The organism is Citrobacter sp. Cpo103 (assembly GCF_030332605.1).
Lineage (GTDB): Bacteria > Pseudomonadota > Gammaproteobacteria > Enterobacterales > Enterobacteriaceae > Citrobacter > Citrobacter portucalensis.
Genome location: NZ_JAOWHO010000029.1, coordinates 409,519 through 435,133 on the forward strand (window position 1 = coordinate 409,519; position 25,615 = coordinate 435,133).

The window sequence follows — 25,615 nt, forward strand, 5'->3', positions numbered from 1 at the left end:
GCATGTGCGTTGGCTGCGCTCGTTCACCCCAGTCACGTACTTAAGTACGCTCCCGGGGATGCACTCTCTTGCCGCCTTCCTGCAACTCGAATTATTTAGGGTATAAGTAACGGATATCCGGTGGAAAACGACTATGCATATCACCCTGCGACAACTTGAAGTGTTTGCTGAGGTACTAAAAAGCGGTTCAACGACCCAGGCGTCTGTCATGCTGGCATTGTCGCAGTCGGCGGTGAGTGCGGCACTTACCGATCTGGAAGGGCAACTCGGCGTGCAACTGTTTGACCGTGTCGGTAAACGACTGGTGGTCAACGAGCACGGGCGTTTGCTCTACCCACGAGCGTTGGCGTTACTTGAGCAAACAACCGAAATCGAACAGCTTTTTCGCGAAGATAATGGTGCCATTCGGGTCTATGCCAGTAGCACCATTGGTAACTATATCTTGCCTGCTATGATCGCCCGCTATCGGCAGGATTTTCCTGATTTGCCGCTCGAGCTGAGCGTGGGTAACAGTCAGGATGTGATTAATGCGGTGCTGGATTTTAGGGTAGATATCGGACTGATCGAAGGGCCTTGTCACAGTACTGAAATTATTTCTGAACCGTGGCTGGAAGACGAGCTGGTGGTGTTTGCCGCACCGTCGTCACCGCTCACAAAGGGGCCTGTTACGCTGGAACAACTGGCTGCTTCGCCGTGGATCCTGCGTGAACGAGGATCGGGTACGCGCGAACTGGTGGATTACCTGCTGCTGTCTCATCTGCCGAGATTTCAGATGGCAATGGAGTTGGGTAACTCCGAGGCCATTAAGCATGCGGTGCGTCATGGTCTCGGGATCAGCTGCTTGTCGCGTCGGGTTATTGCGGAGCAGTTGCAGGCGGGAACGCTGAGCGAAGTTCCCGTGCCGCTGCCGCGTTTAGTCCGTACTCTCTGGCGCGTGCATCACAGGCAAAAACACATCTCCAATGCCATTACGCGTTTTTTACATTACAGCGATCAGGTCGAGCTGGGCGAATAGGGCGCTTACTGTCGTAATGTCACCTCTCTGTAGAACGGCGGTTATAACTTAACCGCCTTACACCGCATATTTTCTGCTTTACTTATAATCCGCGGCCAGTCATGAAGGTCTCTTATAACAGCGTATTTGTGCCGGAAGAATGCCATTTCGTCTGCTACAATCGCGCCTCATTTTTTGGATGGATAGCATTTTCACATGGTTTCCGAAACTAAAACCACAGAAGCGCCCACGCTACGTCGTGAACTGAAGGCGCGTCACCTGACGATGATTGCCATTGGAGGCTCCATCGGTACGGGTCTTTTCGTTGCATCTGGTGCAACTATTTCTGCAGCGGGTCCAGGCGGCGCGTTGTTCTCTTATATTCTGATCGGTCTGATGGTGTACTTCCTGATGACCAGCCTCGGTGAACTGGCTGCCTATATGCCGGTTTCCGGCTCGTTTTCCACCTACGGTCAGAACTATGTAGAAGAAGGCTTTGGCTTCGCGCTGGGCTGGAACTACTGGTACAACTGGGCGGTAACGATTGCCGTTGACCTGGTGGCCGCACAGCTGGTGATGAGCTGGTGGTTCCCGGACACGCCGGGCTGGATCTGGAGTGCGCTGTTCCTCGGCGTTATCTTCCTGCTGAACTACATTTCCGTTCGCGGGTTTGGTGAAGCGGAATATTGGTTCTCACTGATCAAAGTTACCACCGTCATTATCTTCATCGTGGTTGGTGTGATGATGATTTTCGGTATCTTCAAAGGCGCTCAGCCGGTGGGCTGGAGCAACTGGACGACCGGCGATGCACCGTTTGCCGGTGGTTTTGCTGCGATGATTGGCGTGGCGATGATAGTCGGCTTCTCCTTCCAGGGGACAGAGCTTATCGGTATCGCGGCTGGCGAATCTGAAGATCCTGAAAAGAACATTCCACGTGCGGTACGTCAGGTATTCTGGCGAATCCTGCTGTTCTATGTGTTCGCAATTTTGATTATCAGCCTGATCATTCCGTATACCGATCCAAGCCTGCTGCGTAACGATGTAAAAGACATCAGCGTTAGCCCGTTCACGCTGGTATTCCAGCATGCGGGTCTGCTGTCTGCGGCAGCGGTGATGAACGCAGTTATCCTGACGGCGGTGCTGTCCGCAGGTAACTCCGGGATGTACGCCTCCACGCGTATGCTTTACACCCTGGCATGTGACGGTAAAGCGCCGCGTATTTTCGGCAAACTGTCTCGTGGCGGCGTACCGCGTAACGCGCTGTATGCGACCACCGTGGTGGCGGGGCTGTGCTTCCTGACTTCAATGTTTGGCAACCAGACCGTGTACCTGTGGCTGCTGAATACTTCCGGGATGACGGGCTTTATCGCCTGGCTGGGGATTGCTATTAGCCACTATCGCTTCCGTCGCGGTTATGTACTGCAGGGGCACGATGTGAAGGATCTGCCGTACCGTTCTGGCTTCTTCCCGCTGGGTCCGATCTTCGCCTTTGTGCTGTGCCTGATTATCACCCTGGGTCAGAACTACGAAGCGTTCCTGAAAGACAGCATTGACTGGGGCGGCGTGATGGCTACCTATATCGGTATCCCGCTGTTCCTGATTATCTGGCTTGGCTATAAGCTGACCAAAGGAACCCGTTTTGTTCGCTACAGCGAAATGAAATTCCCGGGCCGCGTAAAGAAGTAACAGTATAAAAAAGCATAACAAAAACCCCGGCATGATGAGTGCCGGGGTTTTTTATTGCGCCTAACTTAGAAGCTGTAAGTCATGCCAACCGTGTAACGACGTCCATCAAGGACGGTGTCGTAGGTATCGTAATCGATTTGTTTATCCAGCACGTTATACACGCCAGCGGTCATCAACAGATCCTTGGTAGCATAGTAACGTAAACCAACGTCGACCTGAGTATAGGACGGGGTGCCCTGTGCCATGGAGGTACGGCTCAGGTATTCAGACGTTTTCCCGCGCAGATTCAGACGGCTCCAGAAACCGAGATCCTGCGTAGCCTGCCAGTCCAGTGTCGTGTTAAACATATGCTTCGGCATTTTGTTCAACGGTTGGCCTGAGAACTGACCGCTTTTCTGCTCAGATTCTGTGTAGGTGTAGTTCGCGGTCCAGTTGACGTCAGAGGTTATTTTCCAGCCGAAGGTGGATTCTACGCCGCGCATATTGGCTTTATCGACGTTAACGCGATCGCTGACGAAGTCATAATGGGTGCCGCCGATGGTGCAGGCCGGATCGGAACTGCTGTTACAACGGCGAACTTCGGTGATTTTGTTTTTAAAGTCGGTATTGAACAACGTAACGCCTGCGTTGAGGTCGTTGCCGTTATCCCACAGTAAACCGATCTCTTCGCTGAGGCTTTTCTCCGGTTTCAGGTCCGGGTTGCCGACAATGATTCCGTTCAGACGACCGCCGCCGGTGACCTGTCCCCAACTGGCAGAAGACTGGCGCAGATCCGGTGCGCGATAGCCCGCGGAAACGCCGCCTTTTAAGGTCCACTGATCGCTCAGATGCCATACGCCATAGCCGCGCGGCGTCCAGTTGTCACCGTAGTTTTCATCCTTATCCATACGCAGACCGCCGGTCAGCGTGAAGGTATCGGTAACGGCCCATTCATCTTCAGCAAACAGCGCCCAGCTCCAGCGAGTCAGTTTGTTCAGTCCATCAGCCGCTTGCAGCTGGTTGCCATTATCGCGCAGTTTTTCATAACGGTATTGCCCGCCCAACGTCAGGGTGTGCGCCCCAAGGAATACCTGGTTCTGGTTATTGAAAATCGTGTTGTAGGACTTCATCTGGCGACCGGGGTTGTCGGTCTCTTCCTGCTGGACATAGCTGGTGGAGTTGAAGTCGTCGTAATAACCGCTGTGGGTTATTGAGTACGTGGTGTGCACATACTTGTTTTCGCTTTTACTGTTGGGCTTACAGCTTCCGTTGCGGCAGTTTTCCTCGGCCATGGATTTGCCCGGCGTACTGTCGCGATCCTGCAATTCACGTGCGTAATCGAAATCGATGTCGTTTTTATCATCTGGCGTAAAGTTCAGGGTTAATCCCCCGCTACGCATACGCTGTTCATTGTAGCCATTTACGATTTCATCTTCCGCGCGGTGGGAGAATAATCCGGTCACCTTCGCGCCAAGTAATCCGTCAATCAGTGGTCCAGACGCATAGGCGTTGGTCTGGTAAATATCGCCGGAGTCTCTGTCTTCCTGGAAAGTGGCATCGCCGTGCAAAGAGCCGGTCCAGGCTTTAGTATTCGACACTTTTTTGGTGATGACGTTAATGACGCCGCCCATCGCATCGGAGCCGTAGAGGGATGACATCGGGCCGCGGATTACCTCGATACGCTCGATGGATTCCAGCGGCGGCAGCCAACCTTGCTCAATACCTGAGTTGTCGCTGTTAGGACGTGTACCGCGGGTGCTGATGCGTTTACCGTTGACCAGGAAGAGTGTGTATTGCGAAGCCATACCGCGAATACTGATATCGCTACTGCTCCCCCCGCCAGTGACGACGACGCCAGGGACATCTTTTAGCGCATCGGTGACATCTCGATAGGCTTTGTCCTCAATCTGCTGCTTGGTAATAACAGATATTGAAGCCGGGGCATCCTGAATTTTCTGCTCGAAACCGGTAGCGGTAACGACCACGGTGTCTTGTTCAGCGGCATGGCCGAGTGATGGGAGGCAGGCGACGCATACTGCGGCAGCTACAGCCTTAACGTGAGGTATAGTCATTTGTATCATTCCATTTAAATGAATCAAACTGCGCGTCATGTGAAAGGCCATGACAATTGTATGTATTTGTCTTTTAAGGACTCTTTTCAGTAAAGAAGCGGGGGGATTGTACAAAAGTATGAATATTTGTAAACACAAATGATAATAGAAATCATTTGTGTTTGATATGGTTTGGGGTGAAATACTTTTTTAATCAATAGGATAATGGACGAAGAAAAAAGGAGAAAAAGTGAAGGAATGATGGAGAAATGAAGAGGGTGGGGAATCTTGTTTGATGCTGGAAGAACCAGGCTGAAGGACAGCGGCAATTGCACCGCTGTCCTGTTATGGCTTACTTATAACCGATGGAATTTGGCGAGTAAGGCCAGTGACAAGGTGGTTAACAGGATAGCGATCACGGCATAGAGATAGACTCCAGACCACTCCCAACTGTTCTTCACTAATATCACCGGTACGCCCGCTAGCGCCGCACCAACATAGCTAAACAATCCTCGGAAGCCGGTTATCGATCCCGCCGCATCTTTGTGAGTGACGTCCAGACAACCTACGGCAAAAAGCATATGCGGGCCGTACAGGGCGAAACCCATAATGGTGAAGAGAATGGCCGTAATGGTATATGAAGTATCCTGAACCAGTGGGATTAAGGTAATACACACGCAGAGCATTAATGCGAATATTAATCCTGTCATCCAGCGGTTACTTTTGAACATAAAGTCCGATAAGTAACCTGCCAGTAAACCTCCGGCAAGTCCTCCGGCTTCAAACCACGAGATAATCGAGTTGGCTTTAATCAGGCTCCAGCCATGTACCTGAGAATAGTAAATTTGTGGCCAGTCGTTGAGGATGGTGCGGGCAATATAAACCGACATATCGCCAATGATAATAATCCACACCAACGGGTTAATTAGAATATATTTAACGAAAATCTGCCAAAAGGAGAGGTTAACCGGGCTGGCTTTAACCTGGGCTAGCTCTGTTGGATCCTTGCGCCATTCACCTACGTTAGGCAAACCTAAGGTCCCGGGACGGTCTTTAATTGTAAAGAGCGCAATGACCCCCATCAGCAAGGAGATCGCGCCCGGTACATAAAAACCCATTTTCCAGCTACCGCTCCAGACAATCGCGAAACTTGTCAGCAGTGGGGCGAGACTACCGCCAATATTATGCGCCGCTTCAACGACCGCCCACCAACGTCCGCGTTCATTCTTGGAAAACCAGGATGCCATGATTTTTGCCATTGGCGGAAAACTGGTGCCCTGGAGGATAGCATTGAGGCTGTACAACACATAAAACGCGGCAACGCTGTCGGAAAAACCAAACAGAATATTAACGATCCCCACGCCAATGAGCACCGGACCGGTCATGGCTTTCGGATTGATTTTATCAACCAGCATGCCGCCAACAAACTTCATTGAGCCATACAGGATGTAAAACAGTGAAGACATGATGGCAAAATCTTCTGCGGTCAGAGCGGTATCTGACAGCATGGCCGGCATGGCGGCTGAGAAGTTTTTACGTGTTAAATAAAAGACGGCGTAAGAGATAAAAACCGAGCTAATAATCTCTATCCTGAATTTTTTGTAAGTATGGTCAATCTCTTTTTTTTCTTTTACAACCGGCTTATCAGCCTGGCTGAATATAAATGATTTCAAACTCATATGATCTTCCCTTCAGACAGTGCTCGTGGGGTTATAATCCATTTTCGATAAAGAACAAAAGCGACTCGAATCCGTGAAAGTTAATCTGATTGGTAATTAAATCCCTGACCGCGGGCTTTGCTTGCCAGGCAATACCTGTGCCAGCATACGTGAGCATGGGAATATCGTTGGCGCCATCACCGCAGGCGATAATGTTATGCTGATGTATCAGCAGAGAGTCGGCAAGTTCGGCCAATGTTTTTTTCTTATTTTCTGAGTTCATGATTGGCGTGGAAATATTATCAGTCAGCATGCCATCCCTGACTTCAACAGTATTGGAAAATACATAATCCAGCTGATATTTCTGTTGTAAGCGGTGGGTGAAAATATCCAGGCCGCCGGAAATAATTGCTGTTTTAAAACCTTTCTGCTTGAGGAATGGCAAAATGGTGGTGATGCCGGGAGAGGCCGTCATCCGATCGCATACGGCATTGATGACATCTATGTGCGTCCCTTTTAACATTCCGATGCGTCGGGTGAAACTGCTATTGAAATCCAGTTTTCCTTCCATCGCCTGCTGTGTCAGTTCCGTTATCCGATCGCTGATGCCTAGCGCGCGGGCTATCTCATCCACACCTTCTTCCTCGATAAACGTCGAGTCCATGTCAAAGGCGATGATTCCGTTCTTCGGGATCTTTTGTGGTTTAAGGAAAAAATCAAATTGCTTAGTGAACGATGTAGCCCTTAGTTTCTTGTATATGTCATCGGTGAATATTTCATCGGGTATTGATAATTTTAAATACGGTTTATTGAATGCGGCTATAGACAACTGTTCCAGTGCGCACGGAAATTGTTTGGTCTCGGTATTTAAAAACGTATTGTGCAGCCATGCCTGAAGTTTTTCAGTATCTTTTGCACTAATAAAATAAATAATTGCCATTTTGTCACTCCTGTAAACTGAGGTTATTGTAATAGTGGGGAGTGACGATTGAATCCAGCTTTATCACAGATGTGAATGTTAAAAAAAAGCTAAAATAGTATTGTTTTTTATACCAATAAATAAACAAAGTCTGAAAGGTATCGTTTTTGATATACACGTCACGGTCTGTTGCTACTGGCGGTATATTCTATTTTGACTAACAGGGATGGGTCTAAAATGGAAAGTTGTATTGATATTTTTAAAGTCGTCATTGGGCCTTCCAGTTCAAGAACAGTAGGGCCAATGCGTGCCGCGTTTAACTTCATTTCACAATTAAAGCTACAGGAGATCTTACCGCTAACGCGAGAGATCGAGGTTGAGCTATATGGCGCGCTCTCATTAAGCCGCAAGTGTCATAACGTTGATATCGCTCTTTATCTGGGGCTGTTAGGCAATCAGCCGGATGATGTTGAATTACGCCAGCAGATGGATCTCATTAAACGTGCTGAACAGGACGGCACCCTGACGCTTTCTCCTTCAGTTACCGTGACCGTCGTAATTAAGCCGAATCAACAACCGCATTCTGGTCATCCCTACGCGATGACGTTTCGCGCCAGGGATGATTATTTTACCTTGTATGAAGAAACATGGTTTTCAACCGGCGCCGGCCAGGTTCGCAAACCTGGCGAGTCGGTGCCCGAGAGAACCGCGCAAAAAAACGCATTTCCTTTTGCGTTTCAAACTGCCGCGCAGCTGCAGGCGCTGTGTCAGCGTAATGGATTATCCGTTGCGGCGTTAATGATGAAAAATGAGTTACAGATGCATTCTCAGGCGGCGTTGCACGACTATTTCGCGCATGTTTGGGCGATAATGCAGCAGGCAGTCCATCGTGGTCTGCATACTGAAGGACTACTGCCTGGCTCGTATCAGGTTCCGCGCAGGGCCTGCTCGCTCTATAAATTACTGGTAATGAAACCCTCTGCTAACGACTTTCTCACCAACCTCAACTGGGTGAATGCGTTTGCGATTGCCGTCAGCGAGGAAAACGCCGCTGGAGGGCGAGTGGTGACCGCGCCGACCAATGGTGCCAGCGGTATCATCCCAGCGGTCCTCAGTTGGTACGATAAGTTTGTCTGTAAGCTGGATAGCGCATCGGTTATCCGCTTTTTCCTCACTGCTGGCGCCATTGCGCTACTGTTCAAACAAAACGCGTCTATCTTAGGTTCTGAAGTCGGGTGTCAGGGAGAGATCGGTGTGGCCAGTTCGATGGCCGCGGCCGGATTAGCGGAACTGATGGGAGCGTCAGTTGCTCAGGTGCTGAATGCTGCAGAAATCACCATGGAGCACCATCTCGGGCTGACCTGCGATCCGGTTGGCGGGCAGGTACAAATTCCCTGTGTCGAACGAAACGCGATTTCGGCCGTAAAAGCGATTAATGCCGCAACGATGGCGATGAGCCGTGTCAGCGAGCCATGTGTTTCGCTCGATGAGGTGATTGCAGCCATGTATGAAACGGGTAAAGACATGAGTGCGAAGTACCGTGAAACGTATCACGGCTGCCTTGGGAAAATTCAGCCAAAGAATCGGGGAGGGCGGCATGAAATATAACACCATGAATAATGATGAAATCATCTTGTCATTATGCGCTCGCATCAGAGAAACGCGGATTTCTCTGGCGCTAACGCAGCAGCAGCTTGCTGACCGCGCACAGGTGGGCATTGCGACCATTAAACGCATTGAGAAAGGCGGCGGCCTCAATCTGGACACGCTTATCTCCCTGCTGCGGGCACTGAATAAGTTGCACCATCTGGATGCAATCTTATTCGAGTCTGAAGTGCGTAATTTTAACGAAGGTCATGAAGGCGGTGAGAGCGTGGGGCGATTACAGGTACGCCAACAGGCGGCCGATCTAAATCGTAAAGCATCCGCGCCGCAATCAGAAGAGATGAGCTACAGCGCGGCAATAGAAAACACTCTTTACTGGTGATTACTTCAGCAAATACTGGGCGTGGAAGCGCAGGTGATCCTCAATAAACGACGTAATAAAGTAATAGCTATGGTCGTAACCAGGCTGGATGCGTAGCGTCATTGGCCAAGCGGTCTGACGGGCAGTTTCGGCTAGTACCGCGGGCTGCAACTGATCGGCAAGAAACTGATCGCTGTCTCCCTGATCGATTAGCGTCGGGATCGCGTCTGCGGGTTTGCTGGCCAGCATCAACGCGCAGCTATCCCACTCTGCCCACTGTGTTTTATCTTCGCCCAGATAAGCGCTAAAAGCCTTCTCACCCCACGGAACACGACAAGGGTTTACGATCGGCGCAAAGGCGGAAACGCTGGTGTATCTCCCGGGATTTTTCAGCGCCATAATCAATGCGCCGTGGCCGCCCATGGAGTGTCCGCTGATGGCACAGCGATCGCTGACGTTAAACTGCGACTGAATCAGTGCCGGAAGCTCATCACGCAGATAGTCATACATACGAAAATGCGTTGCCCACGGCTGCTGGGTGGCATTGAGGTAAAATCCTGCCCCTTGACCTAAATCGTAGCCATCATCGTTGGCAACCTGCTCGCCGCGCGGGCTGGTGTCCGGCATCACCAGCACTATACCCAGCTCAGCCGCGATGCGCTGCGCACCCGCTTTGGTGGTGAAGTTTTCATCATTGCAGGTCAGGCCCGACAGCCAGTACAGCACCGGAGGCGGAGCGTTATCGCGGGGTGGTGGAAGAAAAATACTGAAGGTCATGGCGCAATTTAACGTGGTGGAGTCGTGACGCCAGCGTTGCTGCCAGCCTTCAAAACAGCGGTGCTCTTCAAGCATTTCCATGCGTGGCTCCTTGTTGTGTTGAACCTGAATGTGTTTGCGAACTCATCATAATACAGATTATTCATAGCACTGTGAGTAACTTTCACTTCCGCATTGAGCAAACATACTTCATCATCTATATAACTTTACATTAACACTCGACGTCACCGGGCTGAAAGACAAGTGAAATCAGCGACGCTGAAAGGCTGTGCCAATTTCAATAATTATCACGGTGAATACTGGATTATGTGCGCCGCCTCACGCACAATGTTCTGGCTGTGACACAGCCTAAAAACTTTGCCCCATGCAGGGCAGAGGCGCCCCACCTGCAGGAGAAGAAGAAATGTCATCACTCAGTAAAGAAGCGGCACTGGTTCATGAAGCGCTGGTTGCGCGTGGTCTCGAAACCCCGCTGCGCCCACCTGTGCAAGAGATGGATAACGAAACACGCAAACGTCTTATCTCTGGCCATATGACCGAGATTATGCAATTGCTCAATCTCGATTTGAGCGATGACAGTCTGATGGAAACTCCGCATCGCATTGCGAAAATGTATGTCGATGAGATTTTCTCTGGTCTCGATTACGCCAACTTCCCGAAAATCACCGTCATTGAAAACAAAATGAAGGTGGACGAGATGGTCACGGTCCGCGATATCACGCTGACCAGCACCTGCGAACACCACTTTGTCACTATCGATGGCAAAGCGACGGTGGCGTATATTCCGAAAGATTCGGTCATTGGTCTGTCGAAGATTAACCGCATTGTGCAGTTCTTTGCACAGCGTCCGCAGGTACAGGAACGTCTGACCCAGCAAATTCTCACCGCGCTGCAAACGCTGCTCGGGACGAATAATGTGGCGGTATCGATTGATGCGGTGCATTACTGTGTGAAAGCGCGCGGCATTCGCGATGCGACCAGTGCGACCACCACCACTTCTCTTGGCGGATTGTTTAAGTCCAGCCAGAACACGCGTCAGGAATTCCTGCGCGCAGTACGTCATCACAACTGATTAGGGCAGGAACCATGGAGCGTAATGTCACGCTGGATTTTATTCGTGGCGTTGCCATTCTTGGTATCCTGCTTCTCAATATTAGCGCCTTTGGCCTGCCGAAGGCTGCATACCTCAACCCCGCCTGGTATGGCGACATTACCTTATCTGACGCCTGGACCTGGGCGCTGCTCGATCTCTTTGCGCAGGTAAAATTCCTTACCCTGTTTGCTCTGCTGTTTGGTGCTGGTCTGCAAATGCTGCTCCCGCGTGGTAAACGCTGGATCCAGTCGCGGCTTACGTTGCTGGTGCTATTGGGATTCATTCACGGTTTACTCTTCTGGGATGGCGATATCCTGCTGGCATATGGCTTGATCGGCCTGATTTGCTGGCGGCTGATCCGGGATGCGCCGTCGGTGAAAAGCTTGTTTAACACCGGCGTGGTGCTTTATTTGGCGGGCGTTGGTGTATTGCTGCTGTTGGGTGTGATCTCCGGGAGCGAAACCAGCCGGGCCTGGACGCCGGATGCTTCAGCGTTGCTGTATGAAAAATACTGGAAAGTGAACGGCGGAATGGAAGCAATCAGTAATCGCGTGGATATGATGTCCAATAGCTTGCTGGCGTTAGGTGCGCAATATGGCTGGCAACTGGCGGGGATGATGCTGCTCGGCGCGGCATTAATGCGTAGCGGCTGGCTAAAAGGGCAGTACAGTTTGCAGCATTATCGACGCACCGGCGTTCTGCTGGTTATTATCGGCATGGCGATTAACCTGCCTGCTGTCATCGCTCAGTGGCATCTGGACTGGGCCTACCGCTGGTGTGCCTTCCTGTTGCAAGCTCCGCGAGAACTGGGGGCGCCGTTGCAGACCATTGGTTATGCCGCGCTGATGTTTGGTTTCTGGCCACAGCTTAGTCGCTTAAAATGGGTCATTGCCGTCGCCTGTGTGGGTCGCATGGCTTTAACCAACTATCTGTTACAGACCTTAATCTGCACCACGTTGTTTTATCAGGCCGGTTTATTTATGAAATTTGACCGGCTGGAGCTGCTGCTTTTCGTCATCCCGGTCTGGGCGATTAACTTACTTTTCTCTGTCATATGGCTGCGTTTCTACCGGCAGGGCCCGGTGGAATGGCTGTGGCGTCAATTAACCCTGCGTGCTTCGGGGACATCATTACCACGAACATCCAGATAACGATCTGGATCACATTCATTAACAAAATGGATGTAAGCGCTTTCATTCCTGTGACATCACTCACGCAGTCCGTTTCATTGTGCTGACAAAATACCCAGCCTGGGGTGTCTGCGGGCAGCCGCAATCTAAAACAGGGCAGTGAATATGGTAACCATTCGTGATGTGGCACGGCAGTCTGGCGTTTCTGTAGCGACCGTTTCCCGCGTACTGAACAACAGTGCGCTGGTGAGTCCCGATACGCGTGAAGCGGTAATGAAGGCAGTCACTCAGCTTGGCTATCGACCTAATGCCAACGCACAAGCGCTGGCGACGCAGGTAAGCGACACGATTGGTGTTGTCGTCATGGATGTATCAGATGCGTTTTTTGGCGCGCTGGTAAAAGCCGTGGATATGGTTGCTCAGCAGCATCAGAAGTATGTCCTGATTGGCAACAGCTACCATGAGGCGGAAAAAGAACGTCATGCCATTGAGGTGTTGATTCGCCAACGCTGTAACGCGCTGATTGTACACTCTAAAGCGCTGAGCGATCGGGAACTGGCCGAGTTTATGGATCAAATCCCCGGCATGGTACTGATCAACCGCCTTGTTCCTGGCTACGCCCACCGTTGCGTCTGCCTGGATAACATCAGCGGTGCCAAAATGGCTACCCGGATGCTGCTAAATAATGGTCATCAACGCATCGGTTATCTGGCATCAAGCCACCGCATTGAAGATGACGCCATGCGCAAAGAAGGGTGGTTAACTGCTCTGAAAGAGCAGGGGATTGTTGCGGCAGAAAGCTGGGTCGGCACCGGTTCGCCCGATATGCAGGGCGGAGAGTCCGCGATGGTGGAACTGCTGGGGCGTAACTTACAACTGACGGCGGTCTTCGCTTATAACGACAATATGGCAGCCGGCGCGCTGACCGCGCTAAAAGATAACGGCATCGCTATTCCATTACACCTTTCTATCATTGGCTTCGATGATATTCCCATCGCGCGTTACACCGATCCGCAGCTAACCACTGTGCGCTATCCCATTGCTTCAATGGCAAAAATGGCGACGGAGCTTGCGCTACAGGGGGCGGCTGGCACGTTGGATCCGCAGGCGTCGCATTGTTTTATGCCAACGCTGGTGCGTCGCCATTCAGTAGCGCTGCGGCAGAATGCGGCACCGATCACTAACTCATAACGTTGCGCGATGTAACCGCTTTCAATATGTGAGTAAATTCACAGTATATTAACAATGCGATAGCTATGATGACACTGTTTGTTGCGCTGTAACTACTATGTAACGGTGAATAATCACTTTCATCGAGGTATAGGTGCCTTAAACAAAAATTAAAGCCTGTTTTTGGAGCGTTGCCAGACACGGAAGAAATATTTTTTAAAAGTGAGCTTCGGCGTTCAGTAACACTTCAGTAACGTTCTGCCTGCCGAGCATTTATCTCAAGTACTACCCTGCATAATAAAACCGGAGATACCATGAATAAGAAGGTGTTGACCCTGTCTGCTGTAATGGCAAGCATGTTATTAGGCGCGGCTGCGCACGCTGCTGATACCCGCATTGGTGTGACTATCTATAAGTATGACGATAACTTTATGTCTGTAGTACGTAAGGCTATTGAAAAAGATGCCAAAGCGGCACCAGATGTACAGCTGCTGATGAACGACTCGCAGAACGACCAGTCCAAACAAAACGATCAGATCGACGTGCTGCTGGCTAAAGGCGTTAAAGCACTGGCGATTAACCTGGTTGACCCGGCAGCTGCAGGCACGGTCATTGAAAAAGCACGCGGACAGAACGTACCGATCGTGTTCTTCAACAAAGAACCTTCTCGTAAAGCGCTGGACAGCTATGACAAAGCGTATTACGTCGGTACCGACTCTAAAGAGTCCGGCATTATTCAGGGTGATTTGATTGCCAAACACTGGGCAGCTAACCCGAACTGGGACCTGAACAAAGACGGCAAAATTCAGTTTGTTCTGCTGAAAGGCGAGCCGGGACACCCGGATGCTGAAGCGCGTACTACTTACGTGATTAAAGAGCTGAACGACAAGGGCATTAAAACTGAGCAGCTGCAGTTAGATACTGCAATGTGGGATACCGCTCAGGCGAAAGATAAGATGGATGCGTGGATGTCTGGTCCAAACGCGAACAAAATTGAAGTGGTTATCGCTAACAACGATGCGATGGCAATGGGTGCAGTTGAAGCGCTGAAAGCGCACAACAAAACCAGCGTACCGGTATTTGGTGTGGATGCGCTGCCTGAAGCGCTGGCTCTGGTGAAATCTGGCGCCATGGCCGGTACCGTCCTGAACGATGCCAACAACCAGGCGAAAGCCACCTTCGATCTGGCGAAAAACCTGGCTGACGGCAAAGGTGCGGCAGATGGCACTAACTGGAAAATTGAGAACAAGATTGTTCGCGTTCCGTACGTAGGTGTCGATAAAGATAATCTGGCAGAGTTCACCAACAAATAAATACTCCGTATGTGGGCGCAATTTCATTGCGCCCTTAATAATGCACTCTGCAAGGCCAACAAGGTATAATTATGGTCAGCACACATACTCAGTCGTCAGGCGAATACTTGTTGGAAATGACCGGCATCAACAAGTCCTTCCCCGGCGTTAAGGCGCTTGATAATGTCAATTTAAAAGTTCGCCCGCATTCTATTCACGCCCTAATGGGAGAGAATGGAGCGGGGAAATCAACATTATTGAAATGTCTTTTCGGCATCTATCAAAAAGATTCCGGCAGTATTTTATTTCAGGGTAAAGAAATCGATTTTCATTCTGCTAAAGAAGCGCTTGAAAATGGTATTTCGATGGTACACCAGGAATTAAACCTGGTATTACAACGTTCTGTGATGGACAACATGTGGCTGGGACGCTATCCCACCAAAGGCATGTTTGTCGATCAGGAAAAAATGTACCGCGATACCAAAGCGATATTTGATGAACTGGATATTGATATCGATCCGCGTGCGCGCGTCGGTACATTATCCGTTTCACAAATGCAGATGATTGAAATTGCGAAAGCATTCTCCTATGACGCCAAAATCGTCATCATGGATGAACCAACTTCATCGTTAACTGAAAAAGAAGTTAACCATCTGTTCACCATCATCCGTAAGCTGAAAGAGCGTGGATGCGGTATTGTTTATATCTCTCACAAAATGGAAGAAATCTTCCAGCTGTGCGATGAAATTACCGTACTACGCGACGGTCAGTGGATTGCGACCCAGCCGCTGGAAGGGCTGGATATGGATAAGATCATCGCCATGATGGTCGGACGTTCACTGAACCAACGTTTTCCGGATAAAGAAAACAAACCTGGTGAAGTCATTCTGCAAGTGCGTAACCTGACCTCGCTGCGCCAGCCGTCGATTCGTGATATCTCGTTTGATTTGCACAAAGGGGAGATTCTTGGGATTGCAGGTCTGGTAGGCGCAAAACGCACGGATATCGTTGAAACGCTTTTTGGTATTCGTGAGAAATCATCAGGTACGATTACGCTACACGGCAAAAAAATTAATAACCACAGTGCAAATGAAGCCATCAACCATGGTTTTGCACTGGTCACGGAAGAGCGCCGCTCAACCGGTATTTATGCATATCTGGACATTGGTTTTAACTCGTTAATCTCCAATATCCAAAACTATAAAAACAAAGTTGGTCTGTTGGATAATTCCCGCATGAAGAGTGATACCCAGTGGGTAATTGACTCCATGAGGGTAAAAACACCGGGTCATCGTACGCAAATCGGTTCACTTTCTGGCGGAAATCAGCAAAAGGTGGTTATTGGTCGTTGGTTATTAACCCAGCCAGAAATTCTGATGCTGGATGAACCGACGCGTGGAATCGATGTTGGCGCGAAATTTGAAATTTATCAGTTGATTGCCGAACTCGCGAAAAAGGATAAGGGGATTATTATTATTTCCTCTGAAATGCCGGAGCTGCTGGGTATTACCGATCGTATTCTGGTGATGAGCAATGGTCTCGTTGCTGGAATTGTTGACACTAAAACAACAACGCAAAACGAAATCCTCCGTCTTGCGTCTTTGCACCTTTAAGATTAGGGGCTCCTCATGAGTGCGTTAAATAAGAAAAGTTTTCTTACTTACCTGAAAGAAGGCGGAATTTACGTTGTTCTTTTGGTTTTGCTGGCGATTATTATTTTCCAGGATCCCACTTTCTTAAGCTTACTGAACCTGAGTAATATTCTCACGCAATCCTCGGTGCGTATTATTATCGCATTGGGTGTGGCTGGACTGATTGTTACCCAAGGGACCGACCTGTCGGCGGGGCGTCAGGTTGGCCTGGCGGCAGTAGTGGCGGCAACTCTGTTGCAGTCGATGGAGAATGCCAACAAGGTATTCCCGGAAATGGCGACGATGCCAATCATTGTAGTGGTGCTGATTGTTTGCGTGATTGGCGCCATTATCGGTCTGGTGAACGGTATTATCATTGCTTATCTGAACGTAACACCGTTTATTACCACACTGGGTACGATGATTATCGTTTACGGGATCAACTCCCTGTACTACGACTTCGTCGGCGCATCGCCAATTTCTGGCTTTGACAGCGGATTCTCAACCTTTGCGCAGGGCTTTATTGCACTGGGCAGTTTCCGACTCTCCTACATCACTTTCTATGCGCTGATTGCGGTGGCTTTTGTGTGGGTGCTGTGGAACAAGACCCGCTTCGGTAAAAACATTTTCGCCATCGGCGGAAACCCGGAAGCTGCGAAAGTGTCTGGGGTAAACGTTGCGCTGAACCTGCTGATTATCTATGCGTTGTCTGGCGTGTTCTATGCCTTCGGCGGTTTGCTCGAAGCCGGGCGTATCGGCTCGGCGACCAACAACCTCGGCTTTATGTATGAGCTGGATGCGATTGCGGCGTGCGTGGTTGGCGGCGTGTCGTTCAGCGGCGGGGTAGGGACCGTGTTTGGCGTGGTGACCGGTGTGATTATCTTCACCGTTATCAACTACGGTTTGACCTACATCGGCGTGAACCCTTACTGGCAGTATATTATCAAGGGCGGCATTATTATCTTCGCGGTCGCGCTGGACTCACTGAAGTACGCGCGTAAGAAGTAATCTGGGAAGAGAAAAATAAAACCGGTGCAGAGGCGTTCTGCATCGGTTTTTTTATTTGATAAAGAGTAACCAGATACCAGTGAACAGTGCACCAATGGCCATACCGAAATAAACGATGATATAGCTCCAGTAAGTGCTGGGTTCTTTAGCGCGAGAAATGATCATTGGCGTCTGCGAACCTTTCACTGTTTTCTCGACGATACCGGAACGCAGTCCCTTCAGGCCTTCTCTGCACGTCCAGAGAACAATCATCAGTACGCCAATAACGATAAAGATCGTTTTTCCTTCCATGCTTATTTTCCTTGTTTCTTTTGTAACTCGAGTAATTGTTCAGGCGTGACCGCCGGATACCCCTGCGCATCGTCCGGTACCTGATGCATAGTAGGGATGGGCACCAGTGGGCCTAAAAAACGGGGCTCACGTTTGAAAATGTAGAGATCGGCGAGTGCGCCAAAACGGGCGCCAAATTCACGTACCCGCACGGTGAGCATATCTTTTGGCGAAGGTACGGCGTAGCACTGGGCCTGAATACCCATATGCAGCGCAATAAACAAGGCGCGCTCACAGTGGAATCGTTGAGTAATAATGATGAAATCGTTGGTATCAAAGACCTTGCGGGTACGCACGATGGAGTCGAGTGTCCGGAACCCTGCGTAATCAAGCACGATGTCAGCGGGATCGACGCCTGCGGCAATCAGATCCTTACGCATCGTCATGGGTTCGTTGTAGCTTTGCTGGGCATTATCGCCGCTTAACAGCAGATAGTTTACCTTCCCGCTGTTATAGGCGTTCAATGCGCCCTGAATGCGGTAACGGTAATATTGGTTGATGACGCCGGTGCGGTAATACTTCGCCGTGCCCAGAACCACACCTACCTGGCGGTAGGGTAAATCCTGCAGTTCGTCGTAAATGTAGGGAGCCGTCTTCCAGCTCATCCAGCGATCGAGTCCAAGCACAGTCAAAAGCAGCAAGCCTAGCAGGACTAACAGGCTGTAAAACACGCGCTTTAACATGCAGAAAACTCGTTATTTGGATGGAATTTCAATCAGGCTACTGTACCGGAAGACGTAGCGCAAGAAACAGCAGTCTGATTGAGGGGATTTTAGGCATTGCGCATAGTGCCGGATAGCGGTGTAAACACCTTATCCGGCCTATGAACTGGCGTTATTGAGTCGATTAACCCAGAAGTACGCGCTCTATATTGTCGCAGCCCAGTGCTTTCAGCGTGGCGGAGGTTGCATCCCACTGAATCAATGGCGCGTCGGCTTTTTCAGCAAGTACAGCACGTTGGATATCTGGATAATCATAACCGTTGAGATTCAACAGGTTTAACGCGCCCTGCAGCGGTGGCAGGGTCGGGTTAAAGGCGGCATTTTCAGCATAGCTGCCGCTAAAAATACGACCATCTTTACACTCCAGCGCCACGCCGCTTGGGGATTTGCTGTACGGCATATGGCATCTGTTGGCAGCGGTGATTGCCGCCTGAGTCAACGTATCGCCCTGCAGCGCGAAGCCGTGATCCTGATCGTCCATCAGCAGCGTTTTAATCTCCAGATCCTTCGGGCCGAAGGCATCTGGCAGGTAGTCGCGCAGCACGTGTGGTGCACGTCCCGGCAGATGAATACGTAAATCCAGTCCGCTGTTCAGTTCGTTCATAAACTGGCGACAATGGCCGCACGGCGTGTAGTTGACGGTGATGGCAGCGAGCCCTTTTTCACCGCGCAGCCAGGCGTGGCTGATGGCGCTTTGCTCAGCATGAACGGTTTGCTGCATGGTCGCGCCCAGGAACTCCATGTTCCCACCGAAGTACCAGTTGCCGCTGATGCCGCGAGAAATTGCCCCAACGTTGAAGTTGGATAGCGGAGTACGTGCGCAGGCCGCAGCCAGCGGCAGCAGAGCGAATGCCAGCGCGTCTTCGTCCAGTCCCGATTCGCGGTTCAGCAAAGAGACCTGCTCAGCAGTCAGCATGGCGGGGAAATGTGCATCCGCCAGAACAGGGGCCAGGGCTGATTGCAAGTTATCCGCGAGTTGGGCAAAAGCAGTTTGAAAACGTGGATGCATGGCGATGCCTCATAACAATGTAATGGAATCGTAGTTTACGGGCCTGTTATGGCTTTATATGTGATCCAAATCTCATTGTGTATGCAACTTATGAAACTTAAATGAAAAATGTGCAACGCATCGCAAATAAATAGCTAAAAAATGAAGGTTAACCCACCACTGCCAGAATAATCGGGAACAGGAACGGGGCTACCAGCGAGGTAATAATGCCGCAAATGACCAGCGCCAGTGAGCTAAACGCACCTTCCTGATAGTCCAGTTCCGCACAGCGTGCGGTGCCCAGGGCGTGCGACGCGGTGCCCATTGCCAGCCCACGAGCGGCCTTGGTGCGAATACGCATCGCATTAAGCAACGTATGACCAAATACTGCCCCGAGAATGCCGACAAAAATGACGCAAACGGCACTGATAGCCGGAATACCGCCAATACTGCCACCCACGGCCATAGCGATAGGTGTAGTGACCGATTTTGGCATGATTGACGCGGCAATTTGCGGCGATGCGCCCATCAACAAGGCGATTGTTGTACCTGTAACCATCGCCACAACGCTGCCGGCAAAACAGATAGCAATGATTGATTTCCAGCGGGCGCGAATCTGGTGCAACTGTTCGTATAACGGATAGGCCAGCGCGACCACGGCAGGTTGCAGCAAATCGTTCAGCACTTCGCTGCCTTTGAAATAGTGATCATAGGGAATACCGGTCAGCAGCAGAATGGGAATAATTACCACCATGGCCACCAGCAGAGGGTTCAGCAAAGGCATTTTAAAGCGAGCTGCCAGCTTACGTGCGCCAAAAAATACCGCCAGCGTAAGAGGTAACGACCACCAGATATACGACATCATTTTTTTGCTTTAGCCTCTTTTTGCCCAACGATTTTGCGCTCACCGTGCACAATGTGCGAGCTCCAGCTCACCACCAGGAAAACGACCAGCGTACTGATGGTACAAGACACCACCACCGGACCAAATTGTGCGCGGAGCAGGTCAAAGTACTGCATGATCCCCACGCCAATCGGGACAAACAACAGGGCCATATAACGAATCAGCACGTAGCAGCCAGGGTTAACCCATTTTGCCGGTAACACCTGCAAAGCCAGTAAGACAAATAGGATCAGCATGCCGATAATGCTGCCCGGAATGGTGATAGGGAGTAGCGATGCAAGAAAAATACCTGCATAGAGGCAGGCATAAATCAGGACGAATGCGCGCAAATATTGCCAGATAACGTTCAGTGCTTTGCTCATAGTTGAAACCCTTGACGAGACTCATTCATCATACAATTAAACTTAAAAACGTGCTACCGATCACATCATGAATTCTAAGCATAGAGGAAATAGATATCTGGAACATCGGGCGATGGCCCTAACTCTCCGCGCTAAACCTGTGCCAGATAATACAAAAAACGATTCAGGGCGGTAGTCGGCGTTTCGTTGTTGCGCCAGAATACGCCGACGCTGCCTTTTTGTTCAATCTTCGGCAGATTCAGGATAGCCAGCTGTCCCTGGGCGGCATACCTTTGTGCCAGACGCAAAGAAAGAATAGAGATCATGTCGCTACTTTGCAGCAGATTGGTGCTGACGTTGATCGATGCCGATTCAATGATGTTTTCCGGCAACATGACACCGTTATCAACCAGCGCGTTATCAATGCTTATCCGGATAGGGGTTCCTGTCGGCCAGACAATCCAGCGCCAGTTCGCCAGATCGTGCCAGGTGAGTAGGGGATATTCTGCCAGGGGATGATCGGGACGAGCGACGAAACAGACCGGCTCGGTATACAGCACCTGGTAATTGAGCGGCAACTGAAGCGCCCGGCCACCGACGCGACCGACGACGACATCCACCGAACCCGCGAGCAGATCGTGCAGCAGCGGGGTCATCACTTTCTCTTCAATATTAAGATGCAGGGTTGGTAACTCTTTAAGCAACCCCAGTATTGCCTGAGAAACACAGTCGGTCGCTACTGGCGAGCAGCCAATCTTCAGACTCCCTACAAGGCCGCCTTGCTTAAAACGGGCGATCTCATACTGCGAACGTTCCATATCATTGATCAGGCGTTGGGCATGCTGTAGTAGCAGTTTGCCGCCTTCGGAAGGACGCAAGCCTTTGCTATGACGTTCAAAGAGCGTGATGCCAATCTCATCTTCGAGTTGTGATAACCATTTCGACAACGCGGGCTGGGTGATATTCATCATCCGGGCGACGTGAGTCAGATTTCCCTGTTCGCCCAGTGCAATAAGCGTTTGCAGGTGGTGCAACTTCAGTTTCTGCGCCCAGTTTGCCATTTGCTATAACCTCCAGGTTATACCTCTGCATGAAAAGCCATTGTACATTTCATCTCCAAACATACAAAGTCGCAACATACCTAAAACAAAACAGACATCTACTCTACCTGCACTGAGGCATTCACTATGACTCAACAACGTGATCTACAAGCGCTGATCGATTCCGCCCCCGTCGGTAAGACCCAGTGGCGCGTTATCATCTGCTGTTTTCTGGTTGTCATGCTCGACGGATTTGATACCGCGGCGATTGGTTTTATCGCACCCGACATTCGCACTCACTGGCAGCTGACTGCCGGCGATCTGGCCCCGCTGTTTGGCGCAGGTCTGCTGGGACTGACCGCTGGCGCGCTGCTCTGTGGCCCGCTGTCCGACCGTTTTGGCCGCAAAAGGGTGATAGAACTCTGCGTGGCATTGTTCGGTGCGCTAAGTCTGATCTCGGCTTTTTCACCCGATCTACAAACGCTGGTTATTTTGCGCTTCCTGACCGGTTTAGGTCTGGGCGGCGCAATGCCAAATACCATCACCATGACGTCTGAATACCTGCCAGCGCGTCGGCGTGGGGCACTGGTCACCATGATGTTCTGCGGATTCACCTTGGGATCGGCAATGGGCGGCATCGTCAGCGCGCAGCTGGTGCCGGTGATTGGCTGGCACGGCATCCTGGTGCTGGGAGGCGTTCTACCGCTGATGCTGTTTGTGGCCCTGCTGTTTGCGCTACCGGAATCCCCACGCTGGCAGGTTCGTCGTCAGATGCCGCAAAACGTGATTGCCAGAACCGTTAGCGCCATCACCCGGGAACGTTATGACAATACCCATTTTTATCTCAACGAGGGCGCCGCAATTGCTAAAGGCAGCATTCGCCAGCTGTTCGTCGGGCGACAGCTGCCCATTACCCTGATGCTATGGGTAGTGTTCTTTATGAGCTTGCTGATTATTTATCTGCTCTCCAGCTGGATGCCAACGCTGTTAAACCACCGTGGAATTGATCTGCAGCATGCCTCCTGGGTGACCGCTGCCTTCCAGATTGGCGGTACGCTTGGCGCGCTGGCGCTGGGCGTGCTGATGGATAAATACAATCCTTTCCGCGTGCTGGCCGTGAGCTATGCGCTGGGCGCGGTATGCATCGTCATGATTGGTCTGAGTGAGAACGGCCTGTGGCTGATGGCGCTGGCCATTTTTGGCACCGGCATTGGTATCAGCGGTTCTCAGGTTGGTCTTAATGCGTTAACCGCCACGCTTTATCCGACACAAAGCCGGGCGACGGGCGTCAGCTGGTCTAATGCGGTGGGACGCTGCGGCGCGATTGTCGGCTCGCTTTCCGGCGGCGTGATGATGGCGATGAATTTCTCATTCGATAACCTGTTTTTCATTATTGCCGTCCCGGCGGCCATCAGCGCGGTGATGCTTACGCTGCTGACGGTTGTTATCCGCCAGTCGGCCTCTGCCTCGAATACTCTGCCTCGCGCAGGTGTTGTGAATGAATAAGGAGAATCCCTATGTCTGAACTGAATCAGGATGTTAAGAACAGCCGTCAGCAGTTTTACCAGCATATTTCCGGGCAGAATCTGACCCCGCTGTGGGAGTCGCTGCATCGTCTGGTGCCGCCAACTCCGAACGCACATTGCGCGCCAGCGTACTGGAACTATCAGGAGATCCGTCCACTACTGTTAGAAAGTGGCAATCTGATTGGCGCGAAAGAGGCGATTCGTCGCGTGCTGGTGCTGGAAAACCCAATGCTGCGCGGACAGTCTTCAATCACCCCAACGTTGTACGCGGGATTGCAGTTAATTATGCCGGGCGAGGTTGCGCCGAGTCACCGCCACAACCAGTCTGCGCTGCGCTTTATTGTCGAAGGGAAAGGGGCATTTACCGCCGTGGATGGCGAGCGCACCCAGATGCAAGAAGGCGATTTTATTCTGACGCCGCAGTGGCGCTGGCACGATCACGGCAACCCGGGCAGTGAACCGGTGGTGTGGCTGGACGGTCTGGACCTGCCGTTGGTGAACCTGCTGGGCTGTGGCTTTGCGGAAGACTACCCGGAAGATCAGCAGCCGGTCACGCGCAAGGAAGGGGATTATTTACCGCGCTACGCGGCCAATATGCTGCCGCTGCGTCATCAGAAAGGTAACTCATCGCCGATTTTTAACTATCGCTACGATCGCAGCCGTGAGGCACTGCATGACCTGACCCGCATGGGTGACGCCGATGAATGGGACGGTTACAAGATGCGTTACGTCAACCCGGTAACCGGCGGTTATCCCATGCCTTCAATGGGAACCTTCCTGCAACTGTTGCCGCAGGGCTTTTCCTCACGAATGGCGCGTACCACCGACAGCACTATCTACCACGTGGTGGAAGGAAGTGGGCAGGTCACCATCGGCAATGAGACCTTCAACTTTTCGCCAAAAGATATCTTTGTGGTGCCGACCTGGCACGGCGTGTCGTTCCAGACCCGCGAAGATACCGTCTTATTCAGTTTTTCGGACAGACCGGTTCAGGAAGCGCTGGGGTTGTTCCGCGAAGCACGTTATTAATTTGGGAGAGAGAAAATGACGCAATACGTATTTGAACCACAAGCGCCTGTTACCGTTCCGGTTGTTGGCTGTGATGAACAATTTCCTGTGCGCCGAGTTTACTGTGTGGGCCGTAACTATGCCGCTCATGCCCGTGAAATGGGCTTTGATCCGGATCGCGAACCGCCGTTCTTTTTCTGTAAACCTGCCGATGCGGTAGTCCCGGTGGCGGCTGGTCAGACCCTCGAACTGCCGTACCCATCGCAAACCGATAACTATCACTATGAGATAGAGCTGGTGGTGGCGATTGGCAAAAAGGGCAGTGATATTCCGCTGGAAAAAGCGCACGAATATATCTGGGGCTATGCCACCGGTCTGGATATGACTCGCCGTGATCGGCAGATGGAGATGCGCCAGATGGGGCGTCCGTGGGAAATTGGCAAAGCGTTTGATCTCTCCGCGCCCATCGCGCCGCTGCATAAAGCCAGCGAAAGTGTGGATGTTAACCATGCGCCAATCTGGTTGCAGGTCAACGGCGACGATCATCAGCGTAGCGATATTCGCCACCTCATCTGGTCTGTGAATGAAACCATCAGCTATCTGTCTGGCTTCTTCGAACTGCAGCCGGGCGATCTGATCTACACCGGTACCCCTGAAGGCGTGGGGGCGGTAGTGAAAGGGGATGTGATCACCGGAAACGTAGACGGTTTAACCCCCATCGCCGTGAAGATTGTCTGAGGTGGATGATGAAGCTGTACAGTTTCTTTAATAGCTCGGCGTCATATCGGGTGCGCATTGCGCTGGCGCTGAAGGGGCTGGATTACCAGACGGTGGGCGTCAACATTCGCATTGGTCAGCAGAACGAACTGGCCTACCGACGGATGAACCCGGTGGGACTGGTGCCGACGCTGGTGACCGATGACGGAGAATCACTTGGGCAGTCGCTGGCAATAATTGACTGGCTGGATGGCCACTTTCCGCAAACGCCGCTGCTGCCAGCCGACTTCCCGGTGCGCAGTAAGGTGCTGGAAATTGTCTATGCCATCGCCTGTGATATCCACCCGGTGAATAACATGCGGGTACTGCGCTACCTGAGCGAAGAGTTAAAGGTCAGTGAAGAAGATAAAAAACGCTGGTATGCACACTGGATCCAGCAAGGGTTAAGCGCGGTGGAACAGATGCTGCGCCAGAGTCATTCGGGTAAGTTCTGCGTAGGTGATGCGCCGACGCTGGCGGATTGCTGTCTGATCCCACAGTGGGCGAATGCGTTACGTATGGGTTGCGATCTAAGCGGATATCCGCGCTGTAAGGCGGTATATGATGCCTGTACTCAGCTTCCGGCGTTTATCGCCGCCGCGCCCGAGAATCAACAAGATAAAATTCCAGCCTGATAAGGAGAACG

At 51.2% G+C, this 25,615-nt stretch carries 24 protein-coding genes; 14 read left to right on the forward strand and 10 right to left on the reverse strand.

Features of this window, described 5'->3' with window-relative positions:
- The first annotated feature begins 133 nt into the window (after nt 1–133).
- Both yieE and lysP read left to right on the forward strand, forming a co-directional pair.
- Nucleotides 134–1,015 (forward strand): DNA-binding transcriptional regulator YeiE, encoded by an 882-nt coding sequence (yieE, locus tag OGX89_RS10645; RefSeq protein ID WP_003834519.1) that lies wholly within the window; start codon nt 134–136, stop codon nt 1,013–1,015.
- A gap of 195 nt (nt 1,016–1,210) precedes the next feature.
- On the forward strand, nt 1,211–2,680 hold the full coding sequence (gene lysP / locus OGX89_RS10650; protein ID WP_125112602.1) for a lysine-specific permease: 1,470 nt from the start codon (nt 1,211–1,213) through the stop codon (nt 2,678–2,680).
- A gap of 65 nt (nt 2,681–2,745) precedes the next feature.
- Here lysP and OGX89_RS10655 read toward each other — a convergent pair whose 3' ends face one another.
- From OGX89_RS10655 to serB, 3 genes are all read right to left on the reverse strand, one after another.
- Nucleotides 2,746–4,731, reverse strand: a complete 1,986-nt coding sequence (locus OGX89_RS10655) for a ligand-gated channel protein (protein ID WP_003834514.1) — start codon at nt 4,729–4,731, stop codon at nt 2,746–2,748.
- 335 nt (nt 4,732–5,066) lie between these two features.
- Nucleotides 5,067–6,389, reverse strand: a complete 1,323-nt coding sequence (locus OGX89_RS10660) for an MFS transporter (RefSeq protein WP_125112601.1) — start codon at nt 6,387–6,389, stop codon at nt 5,067–5,069.
- Nucleotides 6,390–6,420: 31 nt separating this feature from the next.
- A complete protein-coding gene (gene serB, locus OGX89_RS10665) occupies nt 6,421–7,308 on the reverse strand; it encodes a phosphoserine phosphatase SerB (protein WP_125112600.1) in 888 nt (295 codons plus the stop codon).
- Between the two features lie 216 nt (nt 7,309–7,524).
- On the opposite strand from serB, the gene OGX89_RS10670 reads away from it, so the two are divergent.
- Nucleotides 7,525–8,895: an L-serine ammonia-lyase gene (locus OGX89_RS10670; protein ID WP_125112599.1), complete on the forward strand. Its 1,371-nt coding sequence runs from the start codon at nt 7,525–7,527 to the stop codon at nt 8,893–8,895.
- Nucleotides 8,885–9,274, forward strand: coding sequence for a helix-turn-helix domain-containing protein (locus tag OGX89_RS10675; protein ID WP_087878893.1), 390 nt, complete (start codon nt 8,885–8,887; stop codon nt 9,272–9,274). Before OGX89_RS10670 ends, OGX89_RS10675 begins: the two co-directional genes overlap by 11 nt.
- On the opposite strand, the gene fghA is transcribed toward OGX89_RS10675, so the two are convergent.
- Complete coding sequence (gene fghA, locus OGX89_RS10680) at nt 9,275–10,111, reverse strand: S-formylglutathione hydrolase (protein WP_125112598.1); 837 nt, start codon at nt 10,109–10,111, stop codon at nt 9,275–9,277.
- Between the two features lie 322 nt (nt 10,112–10,433).
- On the opposite strand from fghA, the gene folE reads away from it, so the two are divergent.
- The 6 genes from folE to mglC all read left to right on the forward strand — a co-directional run bounded on the left by folE (nt 10,434) and on the right by mglC (nt 17,354).
- Entirely contained in the window at nt 10,434–11,102 is a 669-nt protein-coding gene (folE, locus tag OGX89_RS10685; RefSeq protein ID WP_003027410.1) for a GTP cyclohydrolase I FolE, read from the forward strand.
- A gap of 14 nt (nt 11,103–11,116) precedes the next feature.
- Complete coding sequence (gene yeiB, locus OGX89_RS10690; RefSeq protein ID WP_125112597.1) at nt 11,117–12,274, forward strand: DUF418 domain-containing protein YeiB; 1,158 nt, start codon at nt 11,117–11,119, stop codon at nt 12,272–12,274.
- Nucleotides 12,275–12,418: 144 nt separating this feature from the next.
- Entirely contained in the window at nt 12,419–13,444 is a 1,026-nt protein-coding gene (gene galS, locus OGX89_RS10695; protein WP_032943995.1) for an HTH-type transcriptional regulator GalS, read from the forward strand.
- 293 nt (nt 13,445–13,737) lie between these two features.
- Nucleotides 13,738–14,736 (forward strand): galactose/glucose ABC transporter substrate-binding protein MglB, encoded by a 999-nt coding sequence (gene mglB, locus OGX89_RS10700; RefSeq protein WP_125112596.1) that lies wholly within the window; start codon nt 13,738–13,740, stop codon nt 14,734–14,736.
- Between the two features lie 71 nt (nt 14,737–14,807).
- A complete protein-coding gene (mglA, locus tag OGX89_RS10705; RefSeq protein ID WP_003027396.1) occupies nt 14,808–16,328 on the forward strand; it encodes a galactose/methyl galactoside ABC transporter ATP-binding protein MglA in 1,521 nt (506 codons plus the stop codon).
- A 15-nt stretch (nt 16,329–16,343) separates the two neighbouring features.
- Nucleotides 16,344–17,354, forward strand: coding sequence for a galactose/methyl galactoside ABC transporter permease MglC (gene mglC / locus OGX89_RS10710; protein WP_003027393.1), 1,011 nt, complete (start codon nt 16,344–16,346; stop codon nt 17,352–17,354).
- A 51-nt stretch (nt 17,355–17,405) separates the two neighbouring features.
- Here the strand turns inward: mglC and OGX89_RS10715 are convergent, their stop codons facing one another.
- The 6 genes from OGX89_RS10715 to OGX89_RS10740 form a co-directional block, all read right to left on the reverse strand.
- The gene (locus OGX89_RS10715) at nt 17,406–17,645 is read right to left on the reverse strand and encodes a DUF2542 family protein (protein ID WP_003834502.1); all 240 of its coding nucleotides are present in this window, start codon (nt 17,643–17,645) and stop codon (nt 17,406–17,408) included.
- A 2-nt stretch (nt 17,646–17,647) separates the two neighbouring features.
- On the reverse strand, nt 17,648–18,367 hold the full coding sequence (gene sanA, locus OGX89_RS10720; RefSeq protein ID WP_003027383.1) for an outer membrane permeability protein SanA: 720 nt from the start codon (nt 18,365–18,367) through the stop codon (nt 17,648–17,650).
- 163 nt (nt 18,368–18,530) lie between these two features.
- Nucleotides 18,531–19,415, reverse strand: coding sequence for a cytidine deaminase (cdd, locus tag OGX89_RS10725; protein ID WP_125112595.1), 885 nt, complete (start codon nt 19,413–19,415; stop codon nt 18,531–18,533).
- A gap of 148 nt (nt 19,416–19,563) precedes the next feature.
- Nucleotides 19,564–20,259, reverse strand: a complete 696-nt coding sequence (locus OGX89_RS10730; RefSeq protein WP_003027380.1) for a CidB/LrgB family autolysis modulator — start codon at nt 20,257–20,259, stop codon at nt 19,564–19,566.
- Nucleotides 20,256–20,660, reverse strand: a complete 405-nt coding sequence (locus tag OGX89_RS10735; RefSeq protein ID WP_003834497.1) for a CidA/LrgA family protein — start codon at nt 20,658–20,660, stop codon at nt 20,256–20,258. Before OGX89_RS10735 ends, OGX89_RS10730 begins: the two co-directional genes overlap by 4 nt.
- A 131-nt stretch (nt 20,661–20,791) precedes the next feature.
- Entirely contained in the window at nt 20,792–21,700 is a 909-nt protein-coding gene (locus OGX89_RS10740; RefSeq protein ID WP_125112594.1) for a LysR substrate-binding domain-containing protein, read from the reverse strand.
- A 126-nt stretch (nt 21,701–21,826) separates the two neighbouring features.
- Here OGX89_RS10740 and mhbT point away from each other — a divergent pair, with 126 nt between their 5' ends.
- Genes mhbT through maiA form a run of 4 tightly spaced genes read left to right on the forward strand, consistent with a single transcriptional unit; the run spans nt 21,827 to nt 25,604 of the window.
- Nucleotides 21,827–23,185, forward strand: coding sequence for a 3-hydroxybenzoate transporter MhbT (gene mhbT, locus OGX89_RS10745; RefSeq protein WP_125112593.1), 1,359 nt, complete (start codon nt 21,827–21,829; stop codon nt 23,183–23,185).
- A gap of 11 nt (nt 23,186–23,196) precedes the next feature.
- The gene (gene gtdA, locus OGX89_RS10750) at nt 23,197–24,234 is read left to right on the forward strand and encodes a gentisate 1,2-dioxygenase (RefSeq protein WP_003834492.1); all 1,038 of its coding nucleotides are present in this window, start codon (nt 23,197–23,199) and stop codon (nt 24,232–24,234) included.
- Between the two features lie 15 nt (nt 24,235–24,249).
- Complete coding sequence (locus OGX89_RS10755; protein WP_063940516.1) at nt 24,250–24,951, forward strand: fumarylacetoacetate hydrolase family protein; 702 nt, start codon at nt 24,250–24,252, stop codon at nt 24,949–24,951.
- 8 nt (nt 24,952–24,959) lie between these two features.
- Nucleotides 24,960–25,604 (forward strand): maleylacetoacetate isomerase, encoded by a 645-nt coding sequence (gene maiA / locus OGX89_RS10760; protein ID WP_003834489.1) that lies wholly within the window; start codon nt 24,960–24,962, stop codon nt 25,602–25,604.
- The last annotated feature ends 11 nt before the right edge of the window (nt 25,605–25,615 follow it).